22 protein-coding genes and 1 tRNA gene are annotated in these 23,446 nt (G+C 60.7%); 11 read left to right on the top strand and 12 right to left on the bottom strand.

All coding sequences use genetic code 11. The features are described 5' to 3' along the window. Positions 1-40 precede the first annotated feature (40 nt). The 5 genes from carA to greA all read left to right on the top strand — a co-directional run bounded on the left by carA (position 41) and on the right by greA (position 6,487). Entirely contained in the window at positions 41-1,219 is a 1,179-nt protein-coding gene (gene carA / locus ABDJ38_RS04580; RefSeq protein WP_346783874.1) for a glutamine-hydrolyzing carbamoyl-phosphate synthase small subunit, read from the top strand. Beyond that, complete coding sequence (locus ABDJ38_RS04585) at positions 1,216-1,965, top strand: hypothetical protein (RefSeq protein WP_346783875.1); 750 nt, start codon at positions 1,216-1,218, stop codon at positions 1,963-1,965. The genes carA and ABDJ38_RS04585 overlap by 4 nt, the downstream gene beginning before the upstream one ends. Continuing rightward, positions 1,959-2,594: a hypothetical protein gene (locus ABDJ38_RS04590; RefSeq protein ID WP_346783876.1), complete on the top strand. Its 636-nt coding sequence runs from the start codon at positions 1,959-1,961 to the stop codon at positions 2,592-2,594. The genes ABDJ38_RS04585 and ABDJ38_RS04590 overlap by 7 nt, the downstream gene beginning before the upstream one ends. Continuing rightward, positions 2,594-5,920: a carbamoyl-phosphate synthase large subunit gene (carB, locus tag ABDJ38_RS04595; protein ID WP_346783877.1), complete on the top strand. Its 3,327-nt coding sequence runs from the start codon at positions 2,594-2,596 to the stop codon at positions 5,918-5,920. The genes ABDJ38_RS04590 and carB overlap by 1 nt, the downstream gene beginning before the upstream one ends. A 75-nt stretch (positions 5,921-5,995) precedes the next feature. After that, a complete protein-coding gene (gene greA / locus ABDJ38_RS04600; RefSeq protein ID WP_346783878.1) occupies positions 5,996-6,487 on the top strand; it encodes a transcription elongation factor GreA in 492 nt (163 codons plus the stop codon). 43 nt (positions 6,488-6,530) lie between these two features. Here greA and ABDJ38_RS04605 read toward each other — a convergent pair whose 3' ends face one another. The 5 genes from ABDJ38_RS04605 to ABDJ38_RS04625 all read right to left on the bottom strand — a co-directional run bounded on the left by ABDJ38_RS04605 (position 6,531) and on the right by ABDJ38_RS04625 (position 8,675). Next, a complete protein-coding gene (locus tag ABDJ38_RS04605; RefSeq protein WP_346783879.1) occupies positions 6,531-6,764 on the bottom strand; it encodes a DUF4170 domain-containing protein in 234 nt (77 codons plus the stop codon). A gap of 93 nt (positions 6,765-6,857) precedes the next feature. Further along, the gene (locus tag ABDJ38_RS04610) at positions 6,858-7,349 is read right to left on the bottom strand and encodes a hypothetical protein (protein ID WP_346783880.1); all 492 of its coding nucleotides are present in this window, start codon (positions 7,347-7,349) and stop codon (positions 6,858-6,860) included. Beyond that, complete coding sequence (locus ABDJ38_RS04615; protein ID WP_346783881.1) at positions 7,346-7,720, bottom strand: hypothetical protein; 375 nt, start codon at positions 7,718-7,720, stop codon at positions 7,346-7,348. Before ABDJ38_RS04615 ends, ABDJ38_RS04610 begins: the two co-directional genes overlap by 4 nt. After that, positions 7,713-8,177 (bottom strand): phage holin family protein, encoded by a 465-nt coding sequence (locus ABDJ38_RS04620; RefSeq protein WP_346783882.1) that lies wholly within the window; start codon positions 8,175-8,177, stop codon positions 7,713-7,715. The genes ABDJ38_RS04615 and ABDJ38_RS04620 overlap by 8 nt, the downstream gene beginning before the upstream one ends. A gap of 3 nt (positions 8,178-8,180) precedes the next feature. Continuing rightward, positions 8,181-8,675, bottom strand: a complete 495-nt coding sequence (locus tag ABDJ38_RS04625; RefSeq protein WP_346783883.1) for a hypothetical protein — start codon at positions 8,673-8,675, stop codon at positions 8,181-8,183. Between the two features lie 181 nt (positions 8,676-8,856). Here ABDJ38_RS04625 and eno point away from each other — a divergent pair, with 181 nt between their 5' ends. Next, on the top strand, positions 8,857-10,161 hold the full coding sequence (eno, locus tag ABDJ38_RS04630; protein WP_346783884.1) for a phosphopyruvate hydratase: 1,305 nt from the start codon (positions 8,857-8,859) through the stop codon (positions 10,159-10,161). Between the two features lie 8 nt (positions 10,162-10,169). After that, entirely contained in the window at positions 10,170-10,727 is a 558-nt protein-coding gene (locus ABDJ38_RS04635; RefSeq protein ID WP_346783885.1) for an MOSC domain-containing protein, read from the top strand. Between the two features lie 21 nt (positions 10,728-10,748). Here the strand turns inward: ABDJ38_RS04635 and ABDJ38_RS04640 are convergent, their stop codons facing one another. From ABDJ38_RS04640 to ABDJ38_RS04670, 7 genes are all read right to left on the bottom strand, one after another. Beyond that, entirely contained in the window at positions 10,749-11,075 is a 327-nt protein-coding gene (locus ABDJ38_RS04640) for a hypothetical protein (protein ID WP_346783886.1), read from the bottom strand. 204 nt (positions 11,076-11,279) lie between these two features. Continuing rightward, positions 11,280-12,206, bottom strand: coding sequence for an aldo/keto reductase (locus ABDJ38_RS04645; protein WP_346783887.1), 927 nt, complete (start codon positions 12,204-12,206; stop codon positions 11,280-11,282). Continuing rightward, positions 12,203-12,622 carry a 6,7-dimethyl-8-ribityllumazine synthase gene (gene ribH / locus ABDJ38_RS04650; protein ID WP_346783888.1) on the bottom strand — a complete coding sequence of 140 codons (420 nt, stop codon included), beginning with the start codon at positions 12,620-12,622 and terminating at the stop codon, positions 12,203-12,205. Before ribH ends, ABDJ38_RS04645 begins: the two co-directional genes overlap by 4 nt. 2 nt (positions 12,623-12,624) lie before the next feature. After that, a complete protein-coding gene (ribB, locus tag ABDJ38_RS04655; RefSeq protein WP_346783889.1) occupies positions 12,625-13,914 on the bottom strand; it encodes a 3,4-dihydroxy-2-butanone-4-phosphate synthase in 1,290 nt (429 codons plus the stop codon). A gap of 82 nt (positions 13,915-13,996) precedes the next feature. After that, complete coding sequence (locus ABDJ38_RS04660; RefSeq protein ID WP_346783890.1) at positions 13,997-15,166, bottom strand: alpha-hydroxy acid oxidase; 1,170 nt, start codon at positions 15,164-15,166, stop codon at positions 13,997-13,999. Positions 15,167-15,173: 7 nt separating this feature from the next. After that, positions 15,174-15,902: an SDR family oxidoreductase gene (locus ABDJ38_RS04665; RefSeq protein ID WP_346783891.1), complete on the bottom strand. Its 729-nt coding sequence runs from the start codon at positions 15,900-15,902 to the stop codon at positions 15,174-15,176. A 92-nt stretch (positions 15,903-15,994) separates the two neighbouring features. Further along, positions 15,995-16,083 (bottom strand) — tRNA-Ser (locus ABDJ38_RS04670). 890 nt (positions 16,084-16,973) lie between these two features. Between ABDJ38_RS04670 and ABDJ38_RS04675 the strand changes: the two genes are divergently transcribed. The 4 genes from ABDJ38_RS04675 to ABDJ38_RS04690 all read left to right on the top strand — a co-directional run. After that, positions 16,974-17,495 (top strand): toxin-activating lysine-acyltransferase, encoded by a 522-nt coding sequence (locus ABDJ38_RS04675; RefSeq protein WP_346783892.1) that lies wholly within the window; start codon positions 16,974-16,976, stop codon positions 17,493-17,495. After that, on the top strand, positions 17,492-17,875 hold the full coding sequence (locus tag ABDJ38_RS04680; RefSeq protein WP_346783893.1) for an SEL1-like repeat protein: 384 nt from the start codon (positions 17,492-17,494) through the stop codon (positions 17,873-17,875). The genes ABDJ38_RS04675 and ABDJ38_RS04680 overlap by 4 nt, the downstream gene beginning before the upstream one ends. 74 nt (positions 17,876-17,949) lie before the next feature. Further along, entirely contained in the window at positions 17,950-18,537 is a 588-nt protein-coding gene (locus ABDJ38_RS04685; RefSeq protein WP_346783894.1) for a hypothetical protein, read from the top strand. Between the two features lies 1 nt (position 18,538). Continuing rightward, the coding region (locus ABDJ38_RS04690; RefSeq protein ID WP_346783895.1) for a calcium-binding protein at positions 18,539-23,446 on the top strand (4,908 nt) is incomplete at its 3' end.

A 23,446-nucleotide genomic window follows, 5' to 3' on the forward strand; every position in this document is an offset into this window, starting at 1 on the left:
GCGACATCGCCGGTATCAACCTTTCTACGGGAGCCCATTCATGGCCTTTTCCGCCTCTTCGCCTGCGCCACACGGAGCCACGGGCGTCCTCGTTCTGGCGGATGGAACGATCATCTGGGGCAAGGGCTTCGGCGCCATCGGCGATGCGGTGGGCGAAGTCTGCTTCAACACCGCGATGACCGGCTATCAGGAGGTAATGACCGATCCCTCCTATGCGGCGCAGATCGTCACCTTCACTTTCCCCCATATCGGCAACGTCGGCACCAACGGCGAGGATATGGAAAGCGCCGTCGAAGGCGCGGTGGGCTGCGTGGTGCGCGAGGAAGTCACGTTGCAGAGCAACTTCCGCTCCGAGGTCGAGTTCGTCGAGTGGATGAAGGCCAAGGGCAAGATCGGCCTCTCGGGCGTCGACACCCGCGCGCTGACCCGCCGCATTCGCATGAGCGGCGCGCCCAACGCAGTGATCGCCCACTCGCCCGAGGGCAAGTTCGATCTCGATGCACTGCTGGGCAAGGCGCAGAGCTGGCCGGGGCTGGAGGGCATGGACCTCGCCATCGGCGTTTCGCGGCGCGATCAGGAAAGCTGGAACGGCTCCTACTGGCAGCTCGGCCATGGCTACGGTGAAGGCGAGGGCGATAGCCGCCCGCACGTGGTCGCCATCGACTATGGCGCGAAGGACAACATCTTCCGCAACCTCGTGCGCGCTGGCGCCAAGGTGACGGTGGTTCCGGCGCAGACCTCTTACGCCGATATAATGGCGCTGAAGCCTGCGGGCGTGTTCCTCTCCAACGGCCCCGGCGATCCGGCGGCGACGGGGGAATATGCGGTGCCCGTAATCAAGGCGCTGCTCGACGCGGACATGCCGCTGTTCGGGATCTGCCTCGGCCACCAGATGCTGGCCCTGGCGGCGGGCGCCAAAACGATGAAGATGCACCAGGGCCATCGCGGCGCGAACCATCCGGTTCAGCGCGTGGGCGAGGGCTGGGGCGAGACTTCGGGTCTGGTCGAGATCACCTCGATGAACCACGGCTTTGCGGTAGATGGCGATACTTTGCCTGAGGGCGTGGAGCAGACGCATGTGTCGCTGTTCGACGGTTCGAACTGCGGGATCGCGATTGCGGGTAAGAAAGCGTTCGGCGTGCAGTATCACCCCGAGGCCTCGCCGGGGCCGCAGGACTCGTTCTATCTCTTCGAGAAGTTCGTGGGGATGTTGGGGTGAGGTTTCAGTCAGTAAATTTTGCTGAGATCGCAAGTCAGGCGAGTGCCCACGCTGTACTTGCAACATTGGCAGTTACTGCATTGTCAACAATTACGAATATCTTTATTTTTAGCGAATGGGGCATTTCTTACGCATCCGTGGCAACTGCATCAGACGTACTTTCTGGCGGAATCCAAGCATTCGGTTTGATTGGCGTACCGTCACTAGCTGCCTTTTCTGCCGCTTTGCTCTGCGGAGCTCTAAAGCATAGCTTTAAATTTAGAAAAAAAATATTCAGGCAGCAAATAGCATTTAAACTTGCACATCTCTTAACTTTAATTGCGCTGCTTACGTTTTTTATTTTAGCAGGGCTGGAAAATATTGCCGGCATATCTACTGAATTGCATTTCAACGACATAAAATCTGTTGCATTGATATTTTATCCATTAGTTTTTCTTAATTTCTTTTTCTATTTAATGATTAAGAAAGATAGAAGAATTACGCTATTGGCAGAACTTTTTATAATAATTAGTATGGTGTATTTGGTAAGCATTCCAGCTGTCGCAAAAATGCAATTGGAAATCGTTGCAATTATGGAACCGTCTGGACGCTGCAGCGATATAGAGTATGTCGTGTGGGCTGGAAGTGACAATATTATTACCTCTTGCTCAAAGCCACCTTATGAAGATCATTTCGAGTACTTTATAGTTGAAAGGTCCGGCGTTGATCTTCGAGTTCTCCCTGGTGAAAGGGGGGGCTTATGGTGACAAAATTCAGGACTGTGTCTGGTGTTCTCTCGCTAGCATGTGGTGCGCTTGCCACCTCCGTTTCCGCCCAAGACATCGCTCCGCAGGCCATCACCCTGATCGAAGGCGTGCTCTTTACAGGCGAGGGCGGCGTGGAGCTGCTCTCCGCCGAAGATAGCAACAGGTCGGTCGTCAGGTTCTGGCGTCCGATCCAGTTCACCAAGAACGAGCAGGCCATCGGCGGGCGCATGGAGTGCCGCGCCGCTGCCGAGCGCGCGCCGATACGCGCCACCTGGGACGACCACGCCGCCATCTACGAGGCCGAAAACAAGCAGGGCTCTCTCGGAGATTTCACCGAGATCGACACCCGCTTCAACGGAGACGGCACCATCAGCCGTTTCGACGTGCTCGGCCGTCGCAGCGATCCGCTGCGCTATGAAGTGCGCAGTTATATAGCCGTGCGCACCGGGGCAGAGCTGGTGAATATTCGCGAAACCTGCCAGTTCCTTCGCGACGGACAGATCGCCCGCCAGAACTTCTTTCAATATGTGGATCACCACACCAGCTTCGTGCTCGCACTTGCGCCGCCCGCTGAGGCCGATCCCGCCGCCGCCCCTTCGCTAGACACCCTTACGGAAATCCCCTCCTGATGCCCAAACGTACTGACATCTCCTCGATCCTCGTCATCGGTGCCGGCCCGATCATCATCGGCCAGGCCTGCGAGTTCGACTACTCCGGCACCCAGGCCATCAAGGCGCTGAAGGAGGATGGCTACCGCGTCATCCTGGTCAACTCGAACCCGGCCACGATCATGACCGACCCGGACATGGCCGACGCCACCTATGTCGAGCCGATCACGCCCGAGATCGTCGCCAAGATCATCGCCAAGGAAAAGCCCGATGCGCTGCTACCCACCATGGGCGGCCAGACCGCGCTCAACTGCGCGCTGAAACTGGAAGAGATGGGCGTGTTGGCAGAGCACGGCGTGGAGATGATCGGTGCGCGGGCCGATGCCATCGACAAGGCCGAGAACCGCCAGCGTTTCCGCGAAGCGATGGACAAGATCGGCCTCGAAAGCGCCCGCTCGGGCACAGCGCATTCGCTCGAAGAAGCTTATGCCGTGCTCGAACGTACCGGCTTGCCCTCGATCATCCGCCCCAGCTTCACCATGGGCGGCACTGGCGGCGGCGTGGCTTACAACAAGGCCGAATTCGAGAAGATCGTGAAGTCCGGTCTCGATGCCAGCCCGACCACCGAAGTCCTCATCGAGGAATCGCTGCTCGGCTGGAAAGAATACGAGATGGAGGTGGTGCGCGACCGCAAGGATAACGCGATCATCATCTGCTCGATCGAGAACGTCGATCCGATGGGCGTCCACACCGGTGACTCCATCACCGTCGCTCCGGCGCTGACGCTGACCGACAAGGAATACCAGATCATGCGCAACGCCAGCATCGCGGTGCTGCGCGAGATCGGCGTGGAGACGGGCGGCTCGAACGTGCAGTTTGCCGTGAACCCCGACGATGGCCGCCTGATCGTGATCGAGATGAATCCGCGCGTGTCGCGCAGCTCGGCGCTGGCCTCGAAGGCGACCGGCTTCCCCATCGCCCGCGTCGCCGCCAAGCTGGCCGTGGGCTACACGCTCGACGAGATCACCAACGAGATCACCGGCGCGACGCCCGCCAGCTTCGAGCCGACTATCGACTATGTCGTGACCAAGATCCCGCGCTTCGCCTTCGAAAAGTTCAAGGGCGCAGAGCCGCTGCTGTCCACCGCGATGAAGTCGGTCGGCGAGGTGATGGCCATCGGGCGCAACATCAAGGAATCGCTGCAGAAGGCGCTGCGCGGGCTCGAGACCGGGCTCGACGGGTTCAACCGCGTGGTCGAGATCGAGGGCGCGAGCCGCGATGTCATCACCGCCGCGCTGAGCCGGGCCACGCCTGAGCGGCTGCTTTGTGTAGCGCAGGCGTTCCGGGAAGGTTTCACCGTGGAGGAGATCCACGCGATCACGCACTATGATCGCTGGTTCCTGCGCCACATCGAGGAAATCATCGCCACCGAGAAGGCCATCGCCACCGACGGCCTGCCGAACGATGCCGAGGGCCTGCGCGCGCTGAAGGCCATGGGCTTTTCGGACAAGCGGCTGGCCACGCTGGCGGTGCGCTCGGTCAATGTCGCGGGCGGTATGGCCGAGACGCAGGCCAAGCGCTCGGGCCTGCTGCACGACACGCTGCGCGCGATGGCCGGGGCCACCAGCGAGGACGAGGTGCGGGCTCTGCGCCACAAGCTCGGCGTGTTCCCCGTGTTCAAGCGCATCGACAGCTGCGCCGCCGAGTTCGAGGCGATCACGCCCTACATGTACTCCACCTACGAGGCCCCCAGCTTCGGCACGCCCGAGGACGAGGCCTTCCCCACCGACCGTGAGAAGGTGGTGATCCTGGGCGGCGGGCCGAACCGGATCGGGCAGGGCATCGAGTTCGACTATTGCTGCGTCCACGCCTGCTTCGCGCTGGGTGACGCGGGCTACGAGACGATCATGGTCAACTGCAACCCGGAAACCGTCTCGACCGACTACGACACCTCCGACCGGCTCTATTTCGAACCGCTCACCGCTGAGGACGTGCTCGAAATCCTGCGCGTGGAACAGACCAAGGGCACATTGAAGGGCGTGATCGTGCAGTTCGGCGGGCAGACCCCGCTCAAGCTCGCGGGCGCGCTGGAGAAGGCCGGCATCCCGATCCTCGGCACCACTCCCGATGCGATCGACCTTGCCGAAGACCGCGAACGTTTCGCCAAGCTGGTCGACAAGCTGAACCTGATGCAGCCCGACAACGGCATCGCCCACAGCGGCGAAGAGGCGCTCGCCGTGGCGCACCGCATTGGTTACCCGGTGCTGCTGCGCCCATCCTACGTGCTGGGTGGCAGGGCCATGGAAATCGTCGACTCTGACGAACAGCTCGAAAACTACATCGCCACCGCGGTACAGGTCTCGGGCGAAAGCCCGGTGCTGGTCGACCAGTATTTGCGCGATGCCATCGAATGCGATGTCGATGCCCTGTGCGACGGCGAGCAGGTCGTGATCGCAGGCGTGATGCAGCACATCGAAGAGGCGGGCGTCCACTCGGGCGACAGCGCCTGTTCGCTGCCTCCCTACAGCCTGCCGCAGGACATCATCGACGAGATGGAACGCCAGGCCGTGGCGCTGGCCAATGGCCTCGGCGTGCGCGGGCTGATGAACGTGCAGTTCGCGGTGAAAGACGGCGACGTTTACCTGATCGAGGTGAACCCGCGCGCAAGCCGTACCGTGCCCTTCGTCGCCAAGGCCACCGGCTCGCAGATCGCCAAGATCGCCGCGCGGGTAATGGCGGGCGAGAAGCTGGCCGACCTACCACCGATCAAGCGCGAGCTCGACTATGTCGCGGTGAAGGAGGCGGTGTTCCCCTTCGCCCGCTTCCCCGGCTCCGACCCGGTGCTGACCCCGGAAATGAAGTCTACCGGCGAGGTGATGGGGATCGACCGCGATTTCGTCACCGCCTTCACCAAGTCGCAGATCGCCGAAGGTTCGCGCCTGCCTGAAAGCGGCACGCTGTTCGTCTCGGTGAAGGATAGCGACAAGCCGCACATCCTGGGGCCGGTGAGGGCGCTGATCGAGGCGGGGTTCTCGGTGATCGCCACCAGCGGCACCCAGGCCTACCTTGCCGAGCAGGGCCTCAACGTCGAGCTGGTGAACAAGGTGGCGCAGGGCCGTCCGCATATCGTCGACAGGATCGTCGATGGTGAGGTGGCGCTGGTGTTCAACACCACCGAGGGCTGGCAGAGCCACAAGGACAGCCAGTCGATCCGTGCCTCGGCGCTTGAGATGAAGGTGCCTTATTACACCACAGCGGCCGCTTCGGCAGCGGCATCGCAAGCTATTGTCTCCGTAAAAGTCGCTGATCTTGAAGTGCGATCGTTGCAGGACTATTATAGCGCCTAGACAAATTAAGGCTTTCCCCAACAAGGCAGGTTCTCTGTTCCGTCATCCGGACGGAGGGAGCCGCTTTGACGGGCGATGGCGGACTGGACAGGGAATACGATGGAAAAGGTGCCGATGCTGGCGGAAGGCTACGAAAAGCTGACCGCCGATTTGAAGGCTTTGCGGCAGGAGCGTCCACGCATCGTCGATGCGATCGAGGAAGCCCGCGCCCACGGCGATCTTTCGGAGAATGCCGAATACCATGCCGCGAAAGAGCGGCAGGGCCAGGTCGAAGCACAGATTTCCGAGATCGAGGACAAGGTCAGCCGCGCGCAGATCATCGACCCGACCACTCTTTCGGGTGACCGGGTGGTGTTCGGCGCCACCGTCACCGTGCTCGACGAGGACGACAAGCCCTCGACCTACCAGATCGTTGGCATGGCCGAGAGCGATGCCAAGAAGGGCCGCATCTCTTATGAAAGCCCGCTGGCCCGGGCGCTCATCGGGAAGTCGCAGGGCGATGAGGTCGAAGTGACCGTGCCCTCGGGCGAAAAGTTCTACCTGATCGAGAAGATCGAATTCATCTGATGCAAAAAAGGCCCGGACGCTGATCCGGGCCTTTTCGTTTGGGTCATTCGCCGTCGAGCGAGGGTTCGAACAGCTTGTGCAGATGCACGATCACATATTTCATTTCCGCATCGTCGACCGTGCGCTGCGCCCAACCGCGCCAGGCTTCCTGCGCGCTGGAAAAGTCGGGAAAGAAGCCGACGACGTGGATGTCCTTCAGATCCTGGAACTCGACTGAGCGGGGATCTTTCACCCGGCCACCGATTACGAGATGCAGAAGTTGTTCGGACGAGGGCATGAAGCACAGCCTTTCTGATAGAGGAGAGGATTGCTCCCCGCTCTATCGTCTGGCTCGAATGGCGCAAGGTCGCAAATGGCTTCGCGCTGCTGCCTAGTGTTGCTTGAATGCCCGCATGATCGACTTGCCCACCTCGCGCCCGGCTATCCGTGCATCGTCACCGGCGTTGCCCGCGCGATACCTGGCCTCGCGACGCATCCGGCGGGCCGTATCGCCAGCACTGTCGCTCAAGTCGGCCAGCCTGCGCTTGCCTTCCTCAGTGGCGTGCTCGGCATTTTCACGCAGTTCGGAGAGGAACCCCATGGCCACCTCGCTGCCCATAGCGGCAAGCCCGGCTGCTTTCGCGCCCGTGCGGGCAGCGGCCTGACGCGGCGTCTTGAACAGACTCGCGATCAACACCCCGGCAACGACACCGCCAGCAACGGTGGCAACGGGATGCTCCTTGGCGAAGGCCGTGAACTTGTCTTTCGCCTCGCGGGCATTTGCCTTGGCGCTATCACCAAGTTTCTTGGCGCGGCGCGCAGCCTCGCTGTCCTGGGCCGCTTCGATCCGCTCTTTGAGAGCAGCGCGCTTGTCATCGCTCATGCTTGTGTCTCCGCTGGAAGTTCTTGTTCATTGAGCGAACGATCATCATCGCCCGCTTGTTCCATATTGTCTTCCCCGTCTTCCTCATCGGCGAGCATTTCGCGCACAATGGCGGCAAGCGGCTCGCGAAAGAGCCACAGGGCTATGGCGGCGAGGAGGGCGGCGACCACGGCTCCGACCTGAAAGCGATGCCCCGACACATAATCACGGGTATCGTCAGCAAGATCGCGGGCGCGCGAGGTCAGGTCAGGACCGGCGGGCGACTCTGGATCCATCTCACGTTTGAGGTGGGCGATGTCGGCGGTCACAAGGGCACGCGCAGCGTTGCGCAACATCCGGTCTTCACGCAGCTGCAGTTCCAAGTCAGGCATCGGCATCATCCCCTGGCGCGACATCCTCCTGCGCAAAGGCACTTTTGATCGAACCGATAGCGCCTTGTGCGCTGCGGATCGCGAGCCATGCCAACAGCAGAAGGGCTGCGACGACTATGGCGGTCGCGCCCCATGCCGTGACCAGCGGGATCAGTGCGATCAGCAGGCCGACGGTAAGGCCTATTGCGGCGAGCAGGACGAAAACAACCGCAACGATTCCCAGAGCAATCGCTGTGACGAGCCGATTGCCCGCCAGCCGCATGCGCGTTTTCTGGAATGCGATCTCGGCATCGAAATAGTTGAGCGCATCGCTGGCCAGCGCGGCGATATCCTCGGCGAGAATACGCACGAAAGGCTCGTCCGAACCGGAGTCCGGCGAGCCTTGCTGCGTACTTCCCGGCTGATCGTCAGGATCGGAGCCGAGCTCTGCCGATGGGTCAGGCGTACTGGTCGCCACGCGTCAGCGACGGAACAGACGCGAGACCAGGAAACCGGCGATGGCGGCAACGCCAACGGCGGTCGCCGGGCTCTTGCGGATCGCTTCGCGCGCATCCTCGCCCAGTTCCTCATAGCTTTTCTCGTTCAGCGTCTTGGCCGAATCCGTGAGATAACCTGAAGCGCGGCGCGCATAATCGCCATACTTCGCGCCGAATTTCTCGTCGATCATCGCCGCGTTCTCTTCCACCAGCTTCGACAGGCTGACCAGAGCGTCGCTAGCCTTGGCCTTGCCTTCAACTGCAAGATCACCTGCGCGTGCCATCGCATCGTCGGCCATATCGTGGCTTCGGGCGCTGGCCTCGCTCTTCAGCGCAGCAGCGCCAGCCTTCGCCTCGCCAATGGCGGCATTGAAGCGCGACTTCGCCTCTTCGGTGCCGGCGGTGGAAGTCGGCTCGGGCGCGGTGACGGCAGTGGCGGTGGCGGGCTTGGGAGCTTGGGTCTTCTGAGTAGGAGCCATATTATTCCCTTTCTTGCGAAGTGCCCCCGGATCGGCGATCCGGCGCACACGGTCTGTTCATCTGGGGTATTATGATAGTAACACACCCGGTTTCAAGACACCAACGCGTCTTGCTCTTGAATGTTCCGCCGCATAGGAGGCGCGCAACTGCCTCACACATAACACTTTGGAGCGCCCAGCAATGACTGCCATTATCGACATCCACGGCCGCGAAATTCTCGATAGCCGAGGCAACCCCACGGTCGAGGTCGATATCCTGCTTGAGGACGGCAGCTTCGGCCGCGCCGCAGTGCCTTCGGGCGCATCGACCGGCGCGCATGAGGCGGTGGAACTGCGCGATGGCGAGAAGGGTCGCTATCTCGGCAAAGGCGTGCTGAAAGCGGTCGAAGCGGTCAACACCGAGATCGCCGATGCGCTGCTCGGCCTTGACGCGGAAGACCAGCGCGACCTCGACTATGCCATGATCGAACTGGACGGCACCGCCAACAAGGCGCGCCTCGGTGCGAACGCCATCCTCGGCGTCAGCCTCGCTGCCGCCAAAGCCGCTGCCAACGCGCGCGGGCTGCCGCTCTATTCCTATGTCGGCGGCGTGTCGGCCCACGTGTTGCCGACCCCGATGATGAACATCGTCAACGGCGGTGAGCATGCCGACAACCCGATCGACGTGCAGGAATTCATGGTCATGCCCGTTGGCGCCGAAACGCTGGCCGAAGGCGTGCGCTGGGGCGCGGAGATCTTCCACACGCTGAAGAAGGGCCTGTCCGAGAAGGGGCTCTCGACCTCCGTCGGCGACGAGGGCGGCTTCGCACCGAACCTCGCTGGCACGCGCGATGCGCTCGATTTCATCATGGCCTCGATCGAGAAAGCCGGGTTCAAGCCGGGCGAAGACATCGTGCTGGCGCTCGACTGCGCCTCGACCGAGTTCTTCTCCGATGGCCGCTACGACCTTGCTGGCGAGCAGCTGTCGCTGAATTCGCAGGAAATGGCGGAGTACCTCGCCAAGCTTTGCGCCGACTATCCGATCAAGTCGATCGAAGACGGCATGGCCGAGGACGATTTCGAAGGCTGGAAGGCGCTCACCGACATGATCGGCGACAAGGTCCAGCTGGTGGGTGACGACCTCTTCGTGACCAACCCCAAGCGCCTGACCACGGGCATCGAGCAGGGTCTTGCCAATTCGATGCTGGTAAAAGTGAACCAGATCGGCTCGCTGACCGAAACGCTGGAAGCGGTCGAGATTGCGCACCGCGCAGGCTACACCAACGTGATGAGCCATCGCTCGGGCGAGACCGAGGACGCGACGATTGCCGACCTGGCGGTTGCCACCAACTGCGGTCAGATCAAGACCGGCTCGCTGGCCCGCTCGGATCGTCTCGCGAAGTACAACCAGCTGATCCGCATCGAGGAAGAGCTGGGCAGCGGCGCACGCTATGCGGGCAAGGGCTGCTTCGGGCGTCTGGGCTGCTTCGGGCGTCTGGGCGGCTGAGGCCCGGCATGGCCACGCACGGATTATCCGGTCGCGTGGCTGCCCTTGCGGCTAGCTCCGAGCACTGCTTTTCAAAGCAGACGAGAGCGACCATTGTCATCCGTGCCGGTCTCGGCGTCGAAGGGGACGCCCATTCCGGCACACGAGTGCAACACCTGTCCCGAATAAAGGCTGATCCCGCGAAGCCCAACTTGCGTCAGGTCCATCTGATCCATGCCGAACTTCTTAACGAGCTGAGCGAGGCAGGCTATTCGTTAAGGTCCGGAGATCTGGGAGAGAATATCCTCACAGAGGGCATTGATCTGTTGGAACTGCCCCGTGGAGCTCTTCTCCACATCGGTGATCAGGTAGAGTTAGAGGTTACTGGCCTGCGCAATCCTTGCGGCCAGATCGAGGCGTTTCAGTCCGGTCTGCTTTCGCAGTTGGTGATGAAGGCGTGCAACGGCAGGATCGTGCGCAAAGCAGGAATCATGACGGTGGCACGCGTGGGAGGCATCATTAATTGCGGTGACGCAATCTCGGTAGCCCTGCCCGAGGGGGAACATCAACCTCTCGAGGTGGTCTAATAACGGAAGATTGACCGTAGGCTAGTTTGCCGGACTTTCCTCTTCCATTTGTTCTTCGACCTCTTCCTCGATTTCCTTCTCCACCGGCTCCACCCGTTCCATCACTTCGCGGTTCTTGCGGCTGAGCAAATACTGCCATACGCCCCAGGCGTTGATGAGCAGAAGGATCGCATTCATCGCCACTATCGGGATCGCATCCGAGGTCAGACCGGAAACGATCCAGGTAATCGACACCGCGCAAAACAGGATGAAGCCATAACCGGTCGCGCGCCGCCCGATGTCGGCCGCGATCAGGCCCGCTGCCAGCATCGTGCCGATGGCGGCGATCCATTCAAGAGGTCCGTTCATGCAGGTCAGAGCGCTGAAGGGGCCGCTGTAGTTCCCGACAAGCCAAATTCCGACTCTCGTGAGGACGTGGAATCACATCGCGATGTGATGTTTGCAGGATTCGTTCTTATGAAAGCTGAGCGTGCTTGTGGGCAATCGGCCAGTGCCCGCAAGATTGCGCTATTGAACCAATTGTACCCGCGTTCTGGGTGCCACTAAACCGTCTCAGGCGGCGGCTGCGGTCAGCCTTGCAAGCTGGCTTTCGCTCAGCGTCAGGTTGACCGCCTCGAAGTGCAGATCAAGCTGCTCGGGCTTGCTCGCGCTGGCGATGGGCGCGGTAATGCCAGGCTGGGCGGCGAGCCAGGCCAGGGCCACGGCGCCAAGGCTGTCTCCAGTTTCGGCAGCCACCTCGTCGAGGACCGGGAGCACCTTCAGGCCCTTGTCGAAAAACCGCTCGATGCTCGATCCCCGGCTGTTGCGTTCGAGGTCTTCGCGTGTGCGATATTTCCCGGTGAGAAACCCGGCGGCGAGGCCGAACCATGGATAATGCGCAATGCCTGCCTCTTCGCAATAGGCCTGAAGCTCGTCATCGAACCCGTCGCGAACGACCAGGTTATACTCGTTCTGGAGCACGGTAAACCGCGCAAAACCGCCGCTTTCGGCAGCCTTGTTGAGCGAACGCAGGCGCCCGGCCGAGTAGTTCGATGCACCCAGCTCGCGCACCTTTCCCTCGGCCACCAGCGCGCCGAACCCTGCGGCAACCTCGGCCTGCGCGGTCTGCTCCTCGTCGCGGTGGGCGTAGTAGAGGTCGACATAGTCGGTCCCCAGACGGTCGAGGCTTTGCTCCAGTTCAGCGCGAACCTTGTCGGGATCGAGGTCGCCCGGTTCTCCGCCCATGCCGGTCTTGGTTGCGATGAGCATTTCCGAACGCACCCCGCGCGCGGCGAGCCATTTTCCGATAACCGCTTCGCTCTCGCCGCCGACATGGCCCGGCACCCAGACCGAGTACCCCTGCGCCGTGTCGATCATACGGCCTCCGGCTTCATAGAACCGGTCGAGCACGGCGAAACTGGCATCTTCGTCAGCGGTGAAGCCAAACACGTTGCCGCCGAGCACGATGGGCAGACCGCCGAAAGAAGGATGTTTGCTCACTGGAACTGCTCCTGTAATTCGAGCAGGCGCATGGCCGCCTGTGCCGCTTCGCCGCCCTTGTTCTTCTGGGCCGGATCGGCGCGCACCAGCGCCTGCTCCTCGTTCTCGACCGTGAGGATGCCGTTGCCGATGGCCACCGCGTCCATGGTCAGCGCCATGATCGCGCGCGCGCTTTCGCCCGCGACAATTTCGAAGTGATAGGTCTCGCCCCGGATTACCACGCCGATGGCAACGAAGCCATCATAGCGGCCACTCTCGGCAGCCAGAGCAATCGCTCCGGGCACTTCCAGCGCGCCCGGCACGGTGAGCACGTCCACATTGTGTCCGCCCTCTTCCAGAGCGGCGCGGGCTCCCGCGATCAGGAGGTCGTTCAGGTGGTCGTAGAAACGAGCCTCGACAATAAGGAAACGGGCCATGGTCATTCCTCTCCGCAGTCAATGGGGCGCTCGCCGACGATCGACAGGCCATAGCCATCGAGCCCAACCAGCGTATGCGATGTGTTGGTAAGAAGGATCATATCACGCACGCCCAGCTCGGTAAGGATCTGCGCGCCCACACCATAGTCGCGCTGCTCTTCCTCGGGTTCGGGCGGGCGAGCTTCAAGCGAACGGATCGCGCGCGAGACATAGTCAGCGGAGGGACGGTTGATCAGCACCACCACACCTGACCCTTCCTCGCCAATGGCGCGCATCGCCCCTTCGAGCAGACGGGAGCGTCCCGAGTCTCGCGCAAACACGTCATCGAATATCGAAAGCGCGTGCATCCGCACCAGGGTCGGCTTGGCGGGGTCGATGTGGCCTTTGACCAGCGCGAGCGTCTCGCTCTTGGTGGCCTTGTTCCATATGCTGAGCGCACGCCAGTCATCCCCCCAACGGCTCAGGAAGCGCGCCTCGCTCCGCTTAACGACGAGGTTGTCGTTCTGACGGCGGTAAGCGATCAGGTCGCGGATAGTGCCGATCTTGAGACCGTGCTTGCGGGCAAAGGCAAGCAACTGATCGAAGCGGGCCATCGTCCCGTCCTCGTTCATGATCTCGCAGATCACGCCACTGGGGTTCAATCCGGCAAGCCGCGAAATATCGACTGCCGCCTCGGTATGCCCGGCACGGATCAGCACCCCGCCTTCGCGCGCTACCAGCGGGAATACGTGGCCGGGGGTGACGATATCGTCCGGCCCCTTCGAGGCGTCGATAGCGACCGAAATGGTGCGCGCACGGTCGGCCGCGCTGATTCCCGTGGTGACGCCCTCGCGCGCTTCGATAGCGACGGTGAAGGCGGTCTCATGGCGGGTGCGGTTCTTGCGACTCATCAACTCAAGCCCGAGTGCCTCGACACGGGTCTTCGTCAACGCCAGGCAGATCAGCCCACGACCGTGCATGGCCATGAAATTGATAGCATTGGGCGTTGCCATCTGCGCGGGGATAACGAGGTCCCCTTCATTCTCACGGTCCTCATCGTCGACAAGGATGAACATCCGTCCGTTGCGCGCTTCCTCGATCAGTTCCTCGATGCCGACCAACACCGGGCTGTCATCGTTCTCAGCCAGAAAGCGGGCAAGCTTGCCAAGCGTTTCGGCAGTGGGGTTCCACCCTGGCTCGGTGCAATCACGCAGGGTATTGGCGTGAAGACCGGCAGCACGGGCGAGGCCGGCACGCGTCATCTTGCCTTCCCCGATGAGGGCCAGAACCTTGGCGAGAACTTGATCGGACATAGCGCTTTCTCGATATCACATCAAAATGTGACACCTCCTCTAGAGATCACATTAGATGTGATCAAGTATCGAAGTGAGCGGCCTAGGGAAGAAGATGCGCCGGCCCGAACACCGAGCGATCCAGATCGGCCACGCTGTTTGCGCCAAGATAGGCCATTGTCCGCCGCAGCTCCTGTGACAGCAAGGCGATCGCGCGCGCCACGCCGGCCTCGCCCCCAGCGGCAAGCCCATACAGCGTTGCGCGGCCGATCAATACGCCCTGCGCACCAAGCGCCAGAGCCTTGGCCACGTCGCTGCCCCGTCGGACCCCGCTATCGAACCATACTTCGAGCCTGTCGCCTGCAGCATCCAGGACCGCGGGCAGGGCATCAATGGCGGCGACAGAGTGGTCGAGCGCACGCCCGCCGTGATTGGAGACGATCACGCCATCCATCCCGCGATCAGCCGCCAGAAGCGCGTCTCCGGGATGCAAAATCCCTTTCAAGACCATCTTGCCGCGCCACATCGCGCGGAGCTCGGCAAGCCCGACCCAGTCGAGGTTGTCCTGCTTGAACTGTGCACCCGGCTTGCCGCCTTTGCTGATCGATTGCCGCAACTCCCGAGGCAGGTTCGCCTGTTGCGGGAATTTGCCCTCGCGTAGCAGATATTGACCGATCACCCCGCAAAGCCATCGCGGATGGGTCAGCACGTCAACCACGTTCTGTCGGTTGGGCTTGAAGGGAATGCCAAAGCCGTTGCGCATCAGGTATTCGCGGTTGGGCGGCACGGGCAGGTCGAGCGTGACGAAAAGTGTGTCGCACCCAGCGTCCTGCGCGCGGCGTACCACCTCGAACGACAGCTCGCGGTTTTCCCAGAGGTAAAGCTGGAACCAGACGCGCCCGGCTTCGGCAACGATCTGCTCCAGATCGAGTGTGCTGGCGCTCGAGATGGTGAACGGAATGTCCGCCGAGCGGGCAGCACGCGCCAGCGCGATATCACCGTTGTAGTGGATCATGCCGGAAGCACCGGTCGGGCCGATCGCGAAGGGCAGGGCACTGCGCTCTCCCAACAGCTTGGCCGAAAGGTCGATCCGCTCCACATTGCGCGCTACGCGCGGGACGAACGTCAGCGCATCGAGCGCGGAACGGTTGCGATCCATGCCGGTCTCGTCTTCCACGCCGCGTTCGAGATACTCCCAAACACCGCGCGGAAGGCGTGCCCTGGCCTTGTAGCTCAGATCGGCAATGTTCCAGCAGCCAAGACTAGCCGACATGCCAGTCTCAACCGCGACCAAGGAAGGGCAGCTTGTTCTGCACCATCAGCGCTTCGTAGAAATTGAGGTGATCGGGCAGGTCGCACATGTGGACGATGATCCCGGCGGCTTCCTCAGGTGTCGCAGCGAAGTCCTCGGGCAGCTTGACCGAGCCCGGCATGATCTCGGTGGCAACGATGCCGGGATGGAAGATCGACACGGCGATGTTGCTGTCACGCCCATCGACGGCAAGTGCATGGGTGAGCCCGGCGAGACCATACTTGCTGGCGGTGTAGGATGGGCATTCGGAACGCGGCACCTTGGCCGAGATCGAACCGACATTGACGATGCGGCCATGTCCGCCCTTGAGGAAGATCGGCCAGGCGTGCTTGGCACAAAGGAACGCGCTGGTCAGGTTGGTGTTGATGACCTGCGACCACTGCTCGAGACTGGTCTCATGCACGGGGGTATTCTCGGCAATGCCGGCGTTGTTGATGAGCACATCGACCGTACCGAACTTCGCCACGGCCTGCGCGAACAGGTTGCGGACGGCATCTTCGTCGGTGACATCGGTTGCTATGGCAAGGGCTTCGCCGCCCATCGCCTCGATCTTGGCCACCAGCCCTTCGAGCCGCTCGATCCGGCGCGCGGCAAGCACCACTTTGGCGCCGCGGTTCACGAACTCAATCGCGCAAGCTTCGCCAATACCAGAGCTCGCACCGGTAACGACCGCCACGCGGCCCGCAAGGATCGACATACCCCTCATTCTCCTATCCCAGTTTTGACCGCTCCTACAGAAGGGCGGAGGCAAACGGAACCGCCTAACTTCACGGCGTTTGGGAAAGGGGATGGTGGACGCACTAGGGCTCGAACCTAGGACCCGCTGATTAAGAGTCCAACGAAAATATTATAGATCAATCACTTGACTGCATTCGTTCTCATCGCTTCTTAACAAGAGTTCCCAGCAAATCCTATGCTTGCACAATTGGGCCACAACACAAAAGTGGTCACATGTTTTTGAGAATATTCGACAGAGCATGCCGCTGTTCAATGTCGGAAATGCCGGACAGTTCGGAAACTCTCCATTCAGGAGCTCAGATTGGCATAGCGGATGTTCCCGGCGGATAACTGGCGTGTTAGCTTCGCGCCCCGATCTTAGCCATTCGCGGCTTGCGATGCTGAAGGGACCGACAATTCGCTAGCCGTGAGGGCGGCAACAGCATTGTTCTGCCCCGTGCGCAGGCTGAGAACTTGTCTTGCCCCGCTGAACACGCCGTTGATCACGAGCATCGGGGCGCGCGCGATTTCAAGTTCCACCGGCTTCACGAGCCGCAGTCGCCGCGTTAGTCAGATCCGTACTCGCCATCGTGAAAGCACTTTTCTTGGCTGTCACCGCGTTCGTGGCGGTAGCCAAAAGATTTGATCCGCAATTGTCTGCATCCGCTGCGGAGCGGGTGCCGATTTTCTTTAAGCATGGAAAGCGCCGATATCTGGCCCTTTGCGCAGGATCAAACATCGAGATACGGCTACAGTGCTCGCGCTATTTCCAAATCATTTCTTGAAATACCCTCTTTTTAATGCATTCTTCGTGGCAAGCTTCCTGAGCTTAAAATAGAATCAAGATTAGAGTTGTGATTAGTGCCAAGGCGCACATCGGGGGATCCGATTTGATTATCGTTCGCACACCGACTGCTGCTCCCTTCTTGGCGACAATCGAACCGCGTCAGCGCCGTAAAACGGCACAAGCCATCCGATCGGCCGATCGGCAAAATGTGCCCCGAAGCCGTGGGGACGGCAAGATGGCCGTCGCATTTTTCGGAGGCGGGGCATGACCGCGGCTGGAACGACCAACTCCGCGTATACGGTTAGCCATGTCTTCGGCGAAATAGCATGGCTTCTCAGCCAGTCGGAGCAGCACCGCGATCTGCTGGTCAGCGATCTCGTGTCGCTGGTCATGCCGCCGATATTGAACCGGCAATTTCACATCTTTCGCAAGGGTGAGCGGCCAGTGGGTGCTGCTCTGTGGGCGCATCTGAGCGAAGAGGTGGAAGCCCGGCTCGAACGATCGCTGTCCGAGCCTAAGCTCGAACTGGCGGCCGACGACTGGAAATCGGGAGGCCGGCTGTGGCTGATCGCTCTGATCGCGCCGTTTACCGATCGGCAAAATCGCGAAGCGGAGCTCATGCTCGCGGACCTGATCGTCGGGCCTTTCACGGGCACGGCTTTCCGGATGATTCATCGTGATGCGGCCAGCGGAAAGCGGACCGCGCTCCATGTCGGGGAAGACGCCGGCGGGGAGATTATTCGTAAAGTCAAAGAGGGCGTCCAGCCCGGCGGGTCCGGGCAATGACGGCCCTGCTTGCCGCCCTGTTGGCGTTGCAGGCGCCGATCGCGGCCGGTGGGGCCGACGTGCTGGCCGCCTGGAGCGTGGAAACTCTTGCAGACACGGAAGCGGCAGCGAAGCGTGGCGACAAAATCGCCCAGTATGAGCTTGGCCGAAGGTACGAGGAGGGCGACGGCGTTGATCGCGACCTAGAGCGCGCGCTTCGCTGGTATACGCGCGCCGCAAAAAGTACGGCCTCCGAGACATCGGTATATTCCGGCCCGGTGGGGAGTGAGCGCCACGGCCGCGCCATCGGTATTCGCAATCCGAACTACCGCGTCGGGCTTCCGGCCGCTGCGTTTCGGGCAGACGCGGTCCGGCAAATGCTGAAAGACGAACACCGATGAAGACGCGATACGCGGTTACAAGGTCGGTCGCTCTTGCGAGCCTTCTCATCTTCGCACTAGAAGGATGTCACCCAATGCAGCCGGTGAAGCAGCGGGAATATTACACGTTTGTCGTCGGACCCCAGGCGAACTGGACGGACGGCGACGACCAGCGTTTTCAGGTGCGCATGCCAGCGAGTTACGTTGAACTGACTCCGGAGCAAATGCGCCAGGACAAGATCGAGGTGGGGCAGTTTACATTCGCTGTCCGATATCCTTCCGGCGAGCCCGTTCCTCACGACCAACTGGCCGGGAGAGACGTCGTGTTGCTTACGGTGTCATGGGACCCAGGTGGTGCAGTCGAACAGCGCATCGATGGGTCGTGGCAGAACTATTACTCTCGCTATAACGTCGCCGTAGAAGATGATTACAATATGCGTCAGTTCAAGGCGCCGGAAGTGTATGACGATTCCAGATTATTCGTCGACAAAGATCAGAAGACCATGATAGAGTGCAAGCATATCATGGGGAAAAAGCTTATGCCATGTCGACTTTTACACAATGATGGCGGCCATGTCACAATAGGTGCGAGCTTCAGCAGAGAATTATTGTCTGATTGGCATGATATAGTTGCACTTTCACGTGAATTAATCCAGGTCTCGGATTTGGAAATGGAGAACTGACATGGGTGGGCTGTCGGATTTTCAGGAACGGCTGCAAGATGCGGTCGAATCCGCGCGTATCAAGCTCGGCACAGAATTCACGTTAACGGCTGATCGTGCGGGCGCCTATCTCGAAGTCGCTCAAGTACTGCTGGACGAGGGGAAGGCTTGGGCTGGCGTAGACGATAATACGTCGAAGCGCTACATAGACGCGGCCCACATGCTTCAAGAGCAAGCGGAGATCACCACTTATTCAGGTCCAAATGGTACAGCCGCCATAGTTGGAAATCTGAATGCAAAACTCGCGAACGGGGAGCTTTACGGCGTTTCCCTGGATGTGTTCTCCTACAATATCGACAGTGCAATTATTGGGTTCCTTGAGAATGTTGCGAGAACTGGAGACGTAGATAGTATAAGTCAAAATAATATTTTGGCCGTCGACGGCTTGGTATGGGACACTTATGGCTTACTAGATTATTTCCCCGGAAACGCGATTAGATTTGATTATAATGCTTCTCTCGGTTCGAGTGTATGGGCTCTCGCCACTGAGGAGCAGAGGGCGCGATTATACGGTAGTGAGCAGAAATTGAGCTTGGAAGACAGCATCGCGATCGGCGCAGCGATTGGATCTGCACAGGCTTTCAGTATAGGAAAACTTCCGTCTTCCTTCGGCTTCGATGACCCGCAAGCTATAAGCAACTTGGCGCTTGGAGGGAGCATTGATGCGGTCGATTCAAATGGCGGTCACTGGAGGCTTATTAAAAGCACCGATAATGTAATTTCAATCATCAATAATGATTCAGAAAGTCCTGTATTCGGCCATACAGCGTATGTCGACAATCATATTGACTTAGCGGGTTTTTGGCAGAAGGTCGGCCTCGAGCTCGCTGCCAGTTTTTTTCCCGCCACGATATTTTCGAAATTCACCGATCCATTCATAGATCCGGCCACCGGAGAAGTGTCATATTTTCTTAGTCAAGAGGACATTGATGAAATAAAGAATTTTATGGGTGCCGATTACGGATTGCTAGGTGTGCGTCAAAGCTATGTCGGCGGCGGTGCGGTCTTATCCCTGCAGGACCTGCTCAATTCAACGCCGAATGCGGTTGGCGGGGGGCGGACAAATGGGCTGACCGTTCTTCCCGACCCTAATAATCCCGGTTCAAATATCATTGTCGTTACTGCTCCGAGTTATAACGGAGGTGGTACGAGGATTTCGACCATCGAGATCGGAGAGGATTCGAACGGGGAGCCGGTCGTCGGAAGGAACGTAAGCATCGAGCTGGCGTCTGATGGAACGATTCTTTCGGGCGAAGTGTCCGATGAAGAAGCGACCAGGATACTCAATCTCGCCCAAGCAGCGGAAATCCGTCAGCAACTGGAAGCCTACGCAAAGGCGGCCGCTGCCAACCAGCCGCCGAAGCTCCTTTACGACGATCTGGGGAACTTGATCGGACTCGACGATGGCGTGACCGGCGGCGGAGCGACCAGCGAGATTGCGCAGGCTTTCCTCACAGCGCGGATCGCGAGCGACGGAACGCTTATTCTGGCGGGCCACACGACCAAGCTCGTCGCGTTAGATCCACGGACGAAGATCGGACGTTATCAGATCAGCGCCGGCACGGATGCGTATGGGCGGGAAACCGTACAGGAATGGGATTTCAATCTCGCAAGCCAGGATGCCACCTATTCCGGCATCACGCGCACCACTGATGGCGCCGTCACGGTCACGCATGACGACAACGGCCCCACCACCATCCGCCTGATCGATTCGCCGATCAATATCGACTTCGTCGATGCGGCGGGCATCCTCGCGGGCACCTTCGGTCGCTACATCGCAGGCGACGACGTCATCACGCAAACGGTTACGTCTGCAGTACTTGCGACGATCGCCGACAATTTCGGCGACGTACTGAACACCCTGGCATTCGATGGCGGCACGGCCACGGCGGACAATCTCTCCCACGCATTCGACGGGATCGACCAGGAGCTTCTCGAGAACCTGAAATCAGCCGGGGTCGGAGCGGTGAGTTCCTACCTGACGGCGCAGCTAGTAGACGTTATCGGCATCGGCGGCCTGCCCGGGGATTTGCTGGCGACCGAGGCGGGGCAGGTGATCAACACCATCCTGTCCAACGGCGCGAGCGGCGACTACGTGTTCGAGGGCCTCAGCACCATGAGCCTGGCCAACGCGGCAGGCAGCTTCCTTGGCAACAAGCTTGCCGAAGAGATCGCCAGCTGGGACGAACTCGGTGAGCAGATCGGTGCGCAGATCGGCAGTGCCATCGGCGCGGCCATCGGATCCTCTGTGCCGATCATCGGCACGGCCATCGGCGCCTTCATCGGAGATCTGATCGGCGGGCTGATCGGGGGCCTGTTCACAGGCAAGCCCGAATCCGGCGCGATCCTGGGCTACGACGCCAACACCGGGCTCTTCACGGTCGACGATGTGTGGAAGAAGGACGGCGGAAAACGCGCCGTCGCACGGCAACTCGGAGATACCGCTTCGGCTACGCTCAACGGCATTATCGGTGCGGTCGGCGGGGAGTTGCTGAACGGCGCCGCAATCGAAGGCGGCTCCTACGGGATGAGGAGCAAATCGTATGTCTACTGGAAAGACGGTACGAGCAGCGACAACCGGCTCAAGTTCGAAGAAGCGCAGGATCTGCTCAATTACGGCGTGATGCGGGCGGCCGAGGAATTCCAGATCATCGGCGGCGATATTATCGCGAAGCGTGCATTCTATAACACGATGGCGTTGGGCGTCACGACCTCATCCAGTGTCGATGACGGCGATCCGAACGCCGGGGGTGTTCCGCAGGATACAGGGAATTTCACGCATGTCGATTACGGGCTCGACATGCTGCTCGGCAATCTGTCGCTGGCGGAGCGGCTGAATACCTATCTGCGCAATTCGGCCTCGATCAATGCGCTGATGGCCGCCGAACCGGATTCGGTGTTCAGCATCGAATGGCTGCTCACGTTCTCGCAAGCGATCGACCTGGGCCTTCTCAAACGCAACGCCCATGACTGGGACGGCGGGTTCTCGTATCTCCTCGACCAAGGCGGGATAGATGCCCGAGATGTGGGTTTCCAGTTCAACGCCCTGTCTCGCGAGGGCAATGGCGAACGGATCATGACGCTGGACGGCGCGGTGCTGGAAGACACCGTGGACAGCGGATCAAAGACGGTCATCCATGGCTCCGATTCCGACGATGTGCTCACCGCCACCTCCGGCGGGACGAGGAACGGCGTGGCGTCGGGCTCGCTCTACCACGTGGCCAATGTCATCCATGGCGGTGGCGGCAACGACGTCATTCGGGCGGGAGACACCGGCGACGACCTGTTCGGCGATGCGGGGAACGACATTCTGATCGGCGGTGCGCTGGACGACTGGCTGTTCGGCGGGGAAGGCGACGATGTGCTGGACGCGGGTGGGGGCAGCGGCAACGTCCTGTTCGGCGGCTCCGGAAGCGACCGTCTGTTGGGTGCCGACGGCGATTCGTCCGACCCGATGAACAGCGGATCGGACTGGCTCGAGGGCGCGTCGGGAGACGACATTTTGTCGAGCCTCGGCGGCGACGACTATCTCGAGGGCGGCCAGGGCGATGATCGCATCGACGGCGGGGAAGGCAACGACACGATCATCTTCCGAAAGGGCGATGGGCACGACTTGCTGAGCGATTCCGGCTCCTCGACGACCGAGCACGATGTTCTCGAATTCGGCGAGGAGATCGCGGCCAGCGATATCACGGTAGTGGCACATTCTGGCGGCGTCGATCTATCCCTGCTCGTGGGTGCCGTCTCGAGCGGCGATCGGATCGATCTGCGCGGCGCGGTCACGAACCTCGCCCAGGGCATCGAAGAGACCAGCTTTACCGGAGGCAGCTGGAGCAAGGCGGACATCACCAACCGCGCGGTACTGGCGAAGACCGCGGGAAGCGCCGTGACAGGAACCTCGGCGGACGAAACGCTGAGGGGCACGATCTATGACGACACGCTCAGCGGGGGCGGTGGGATCGACACGCTTTCCGGCGGTGACGGTTCCGACGAATATGTGTTCAACCTGGGCGACGGCGACGTCACCATCGAGGACATTGGCGCGGCCGTCGATGTCGACAGGGTCGTGTTCGGCGCAGGCATCGCACTTTCCGACCTCTCGATAAGCTACGACGCGGCCAGGCCGAACGACATAATCCTCACGATCGGTGCCGGCGGCGACACGCTGACGCTCAGGAACCAGGATCCGGGTGACGGCTCGCGGTCGATCGAAGAGCTGCGGTTCGCCGATGGAGCGAGCCTGACGCTGCGTGACCTTTACCGCATGGGCTCAGGTCGTGCATTCGAGGGCACGACCAGCGATGCGCCCCCCGGTTCGTGGAACAAGGACATTTCGGCAGGCAACAGCGCGGCGACCTTCTCCTACGCGCTTGGCGATGGCGCCGTGCGCCTGAGCGGATATGGAAGCGGAAACGACACGTTGCTTTTCGGCGTCGAGATCTCGCCGGGCGACGTGATCCTGACACGAAACCCCGGCGACACGCGCGATGTCGTGGTGCGGTTCGCGTCGGCCGGTGGCGTCGTGCTGATCAACGATCAGGATGCTAATAGTTTCGCCGGATTCGAGTCTTTCCAGTTCGCAGATGGGACGGTTTGGGACAGGGCCACCGTGACGCAAAAGCTAGCCTATCGGGCTGGAAGCGGAGCAGGGGACACCATCAATGATGGAGCCTCCTCGACCATGATTGATGCAGGGCTGGGCGATGACATCGTTGTCGCTGGTGGGGGGGCGGACACCCTGGCGGGGGGCTCCGGCAACGACCTCCTGATCGGGGGCGGTAACAACGATACCTACCTGTTCAATCTGGGGGACGGGCAGGACATTATTCAGGATGACAGTCATGGCTGGGGTGGCGGCTATGGCGGCACC

This window comes from Aurantiacibacter flavus (assembly GCF_039710615.1).
GTDB lineage: Bacteria > Pseudomonadota > Alphaproteobacteria > Sphingomonadales > Sphingomonadaceae > Alteraurantiacibacter > Alteraurantiacibacter flavus.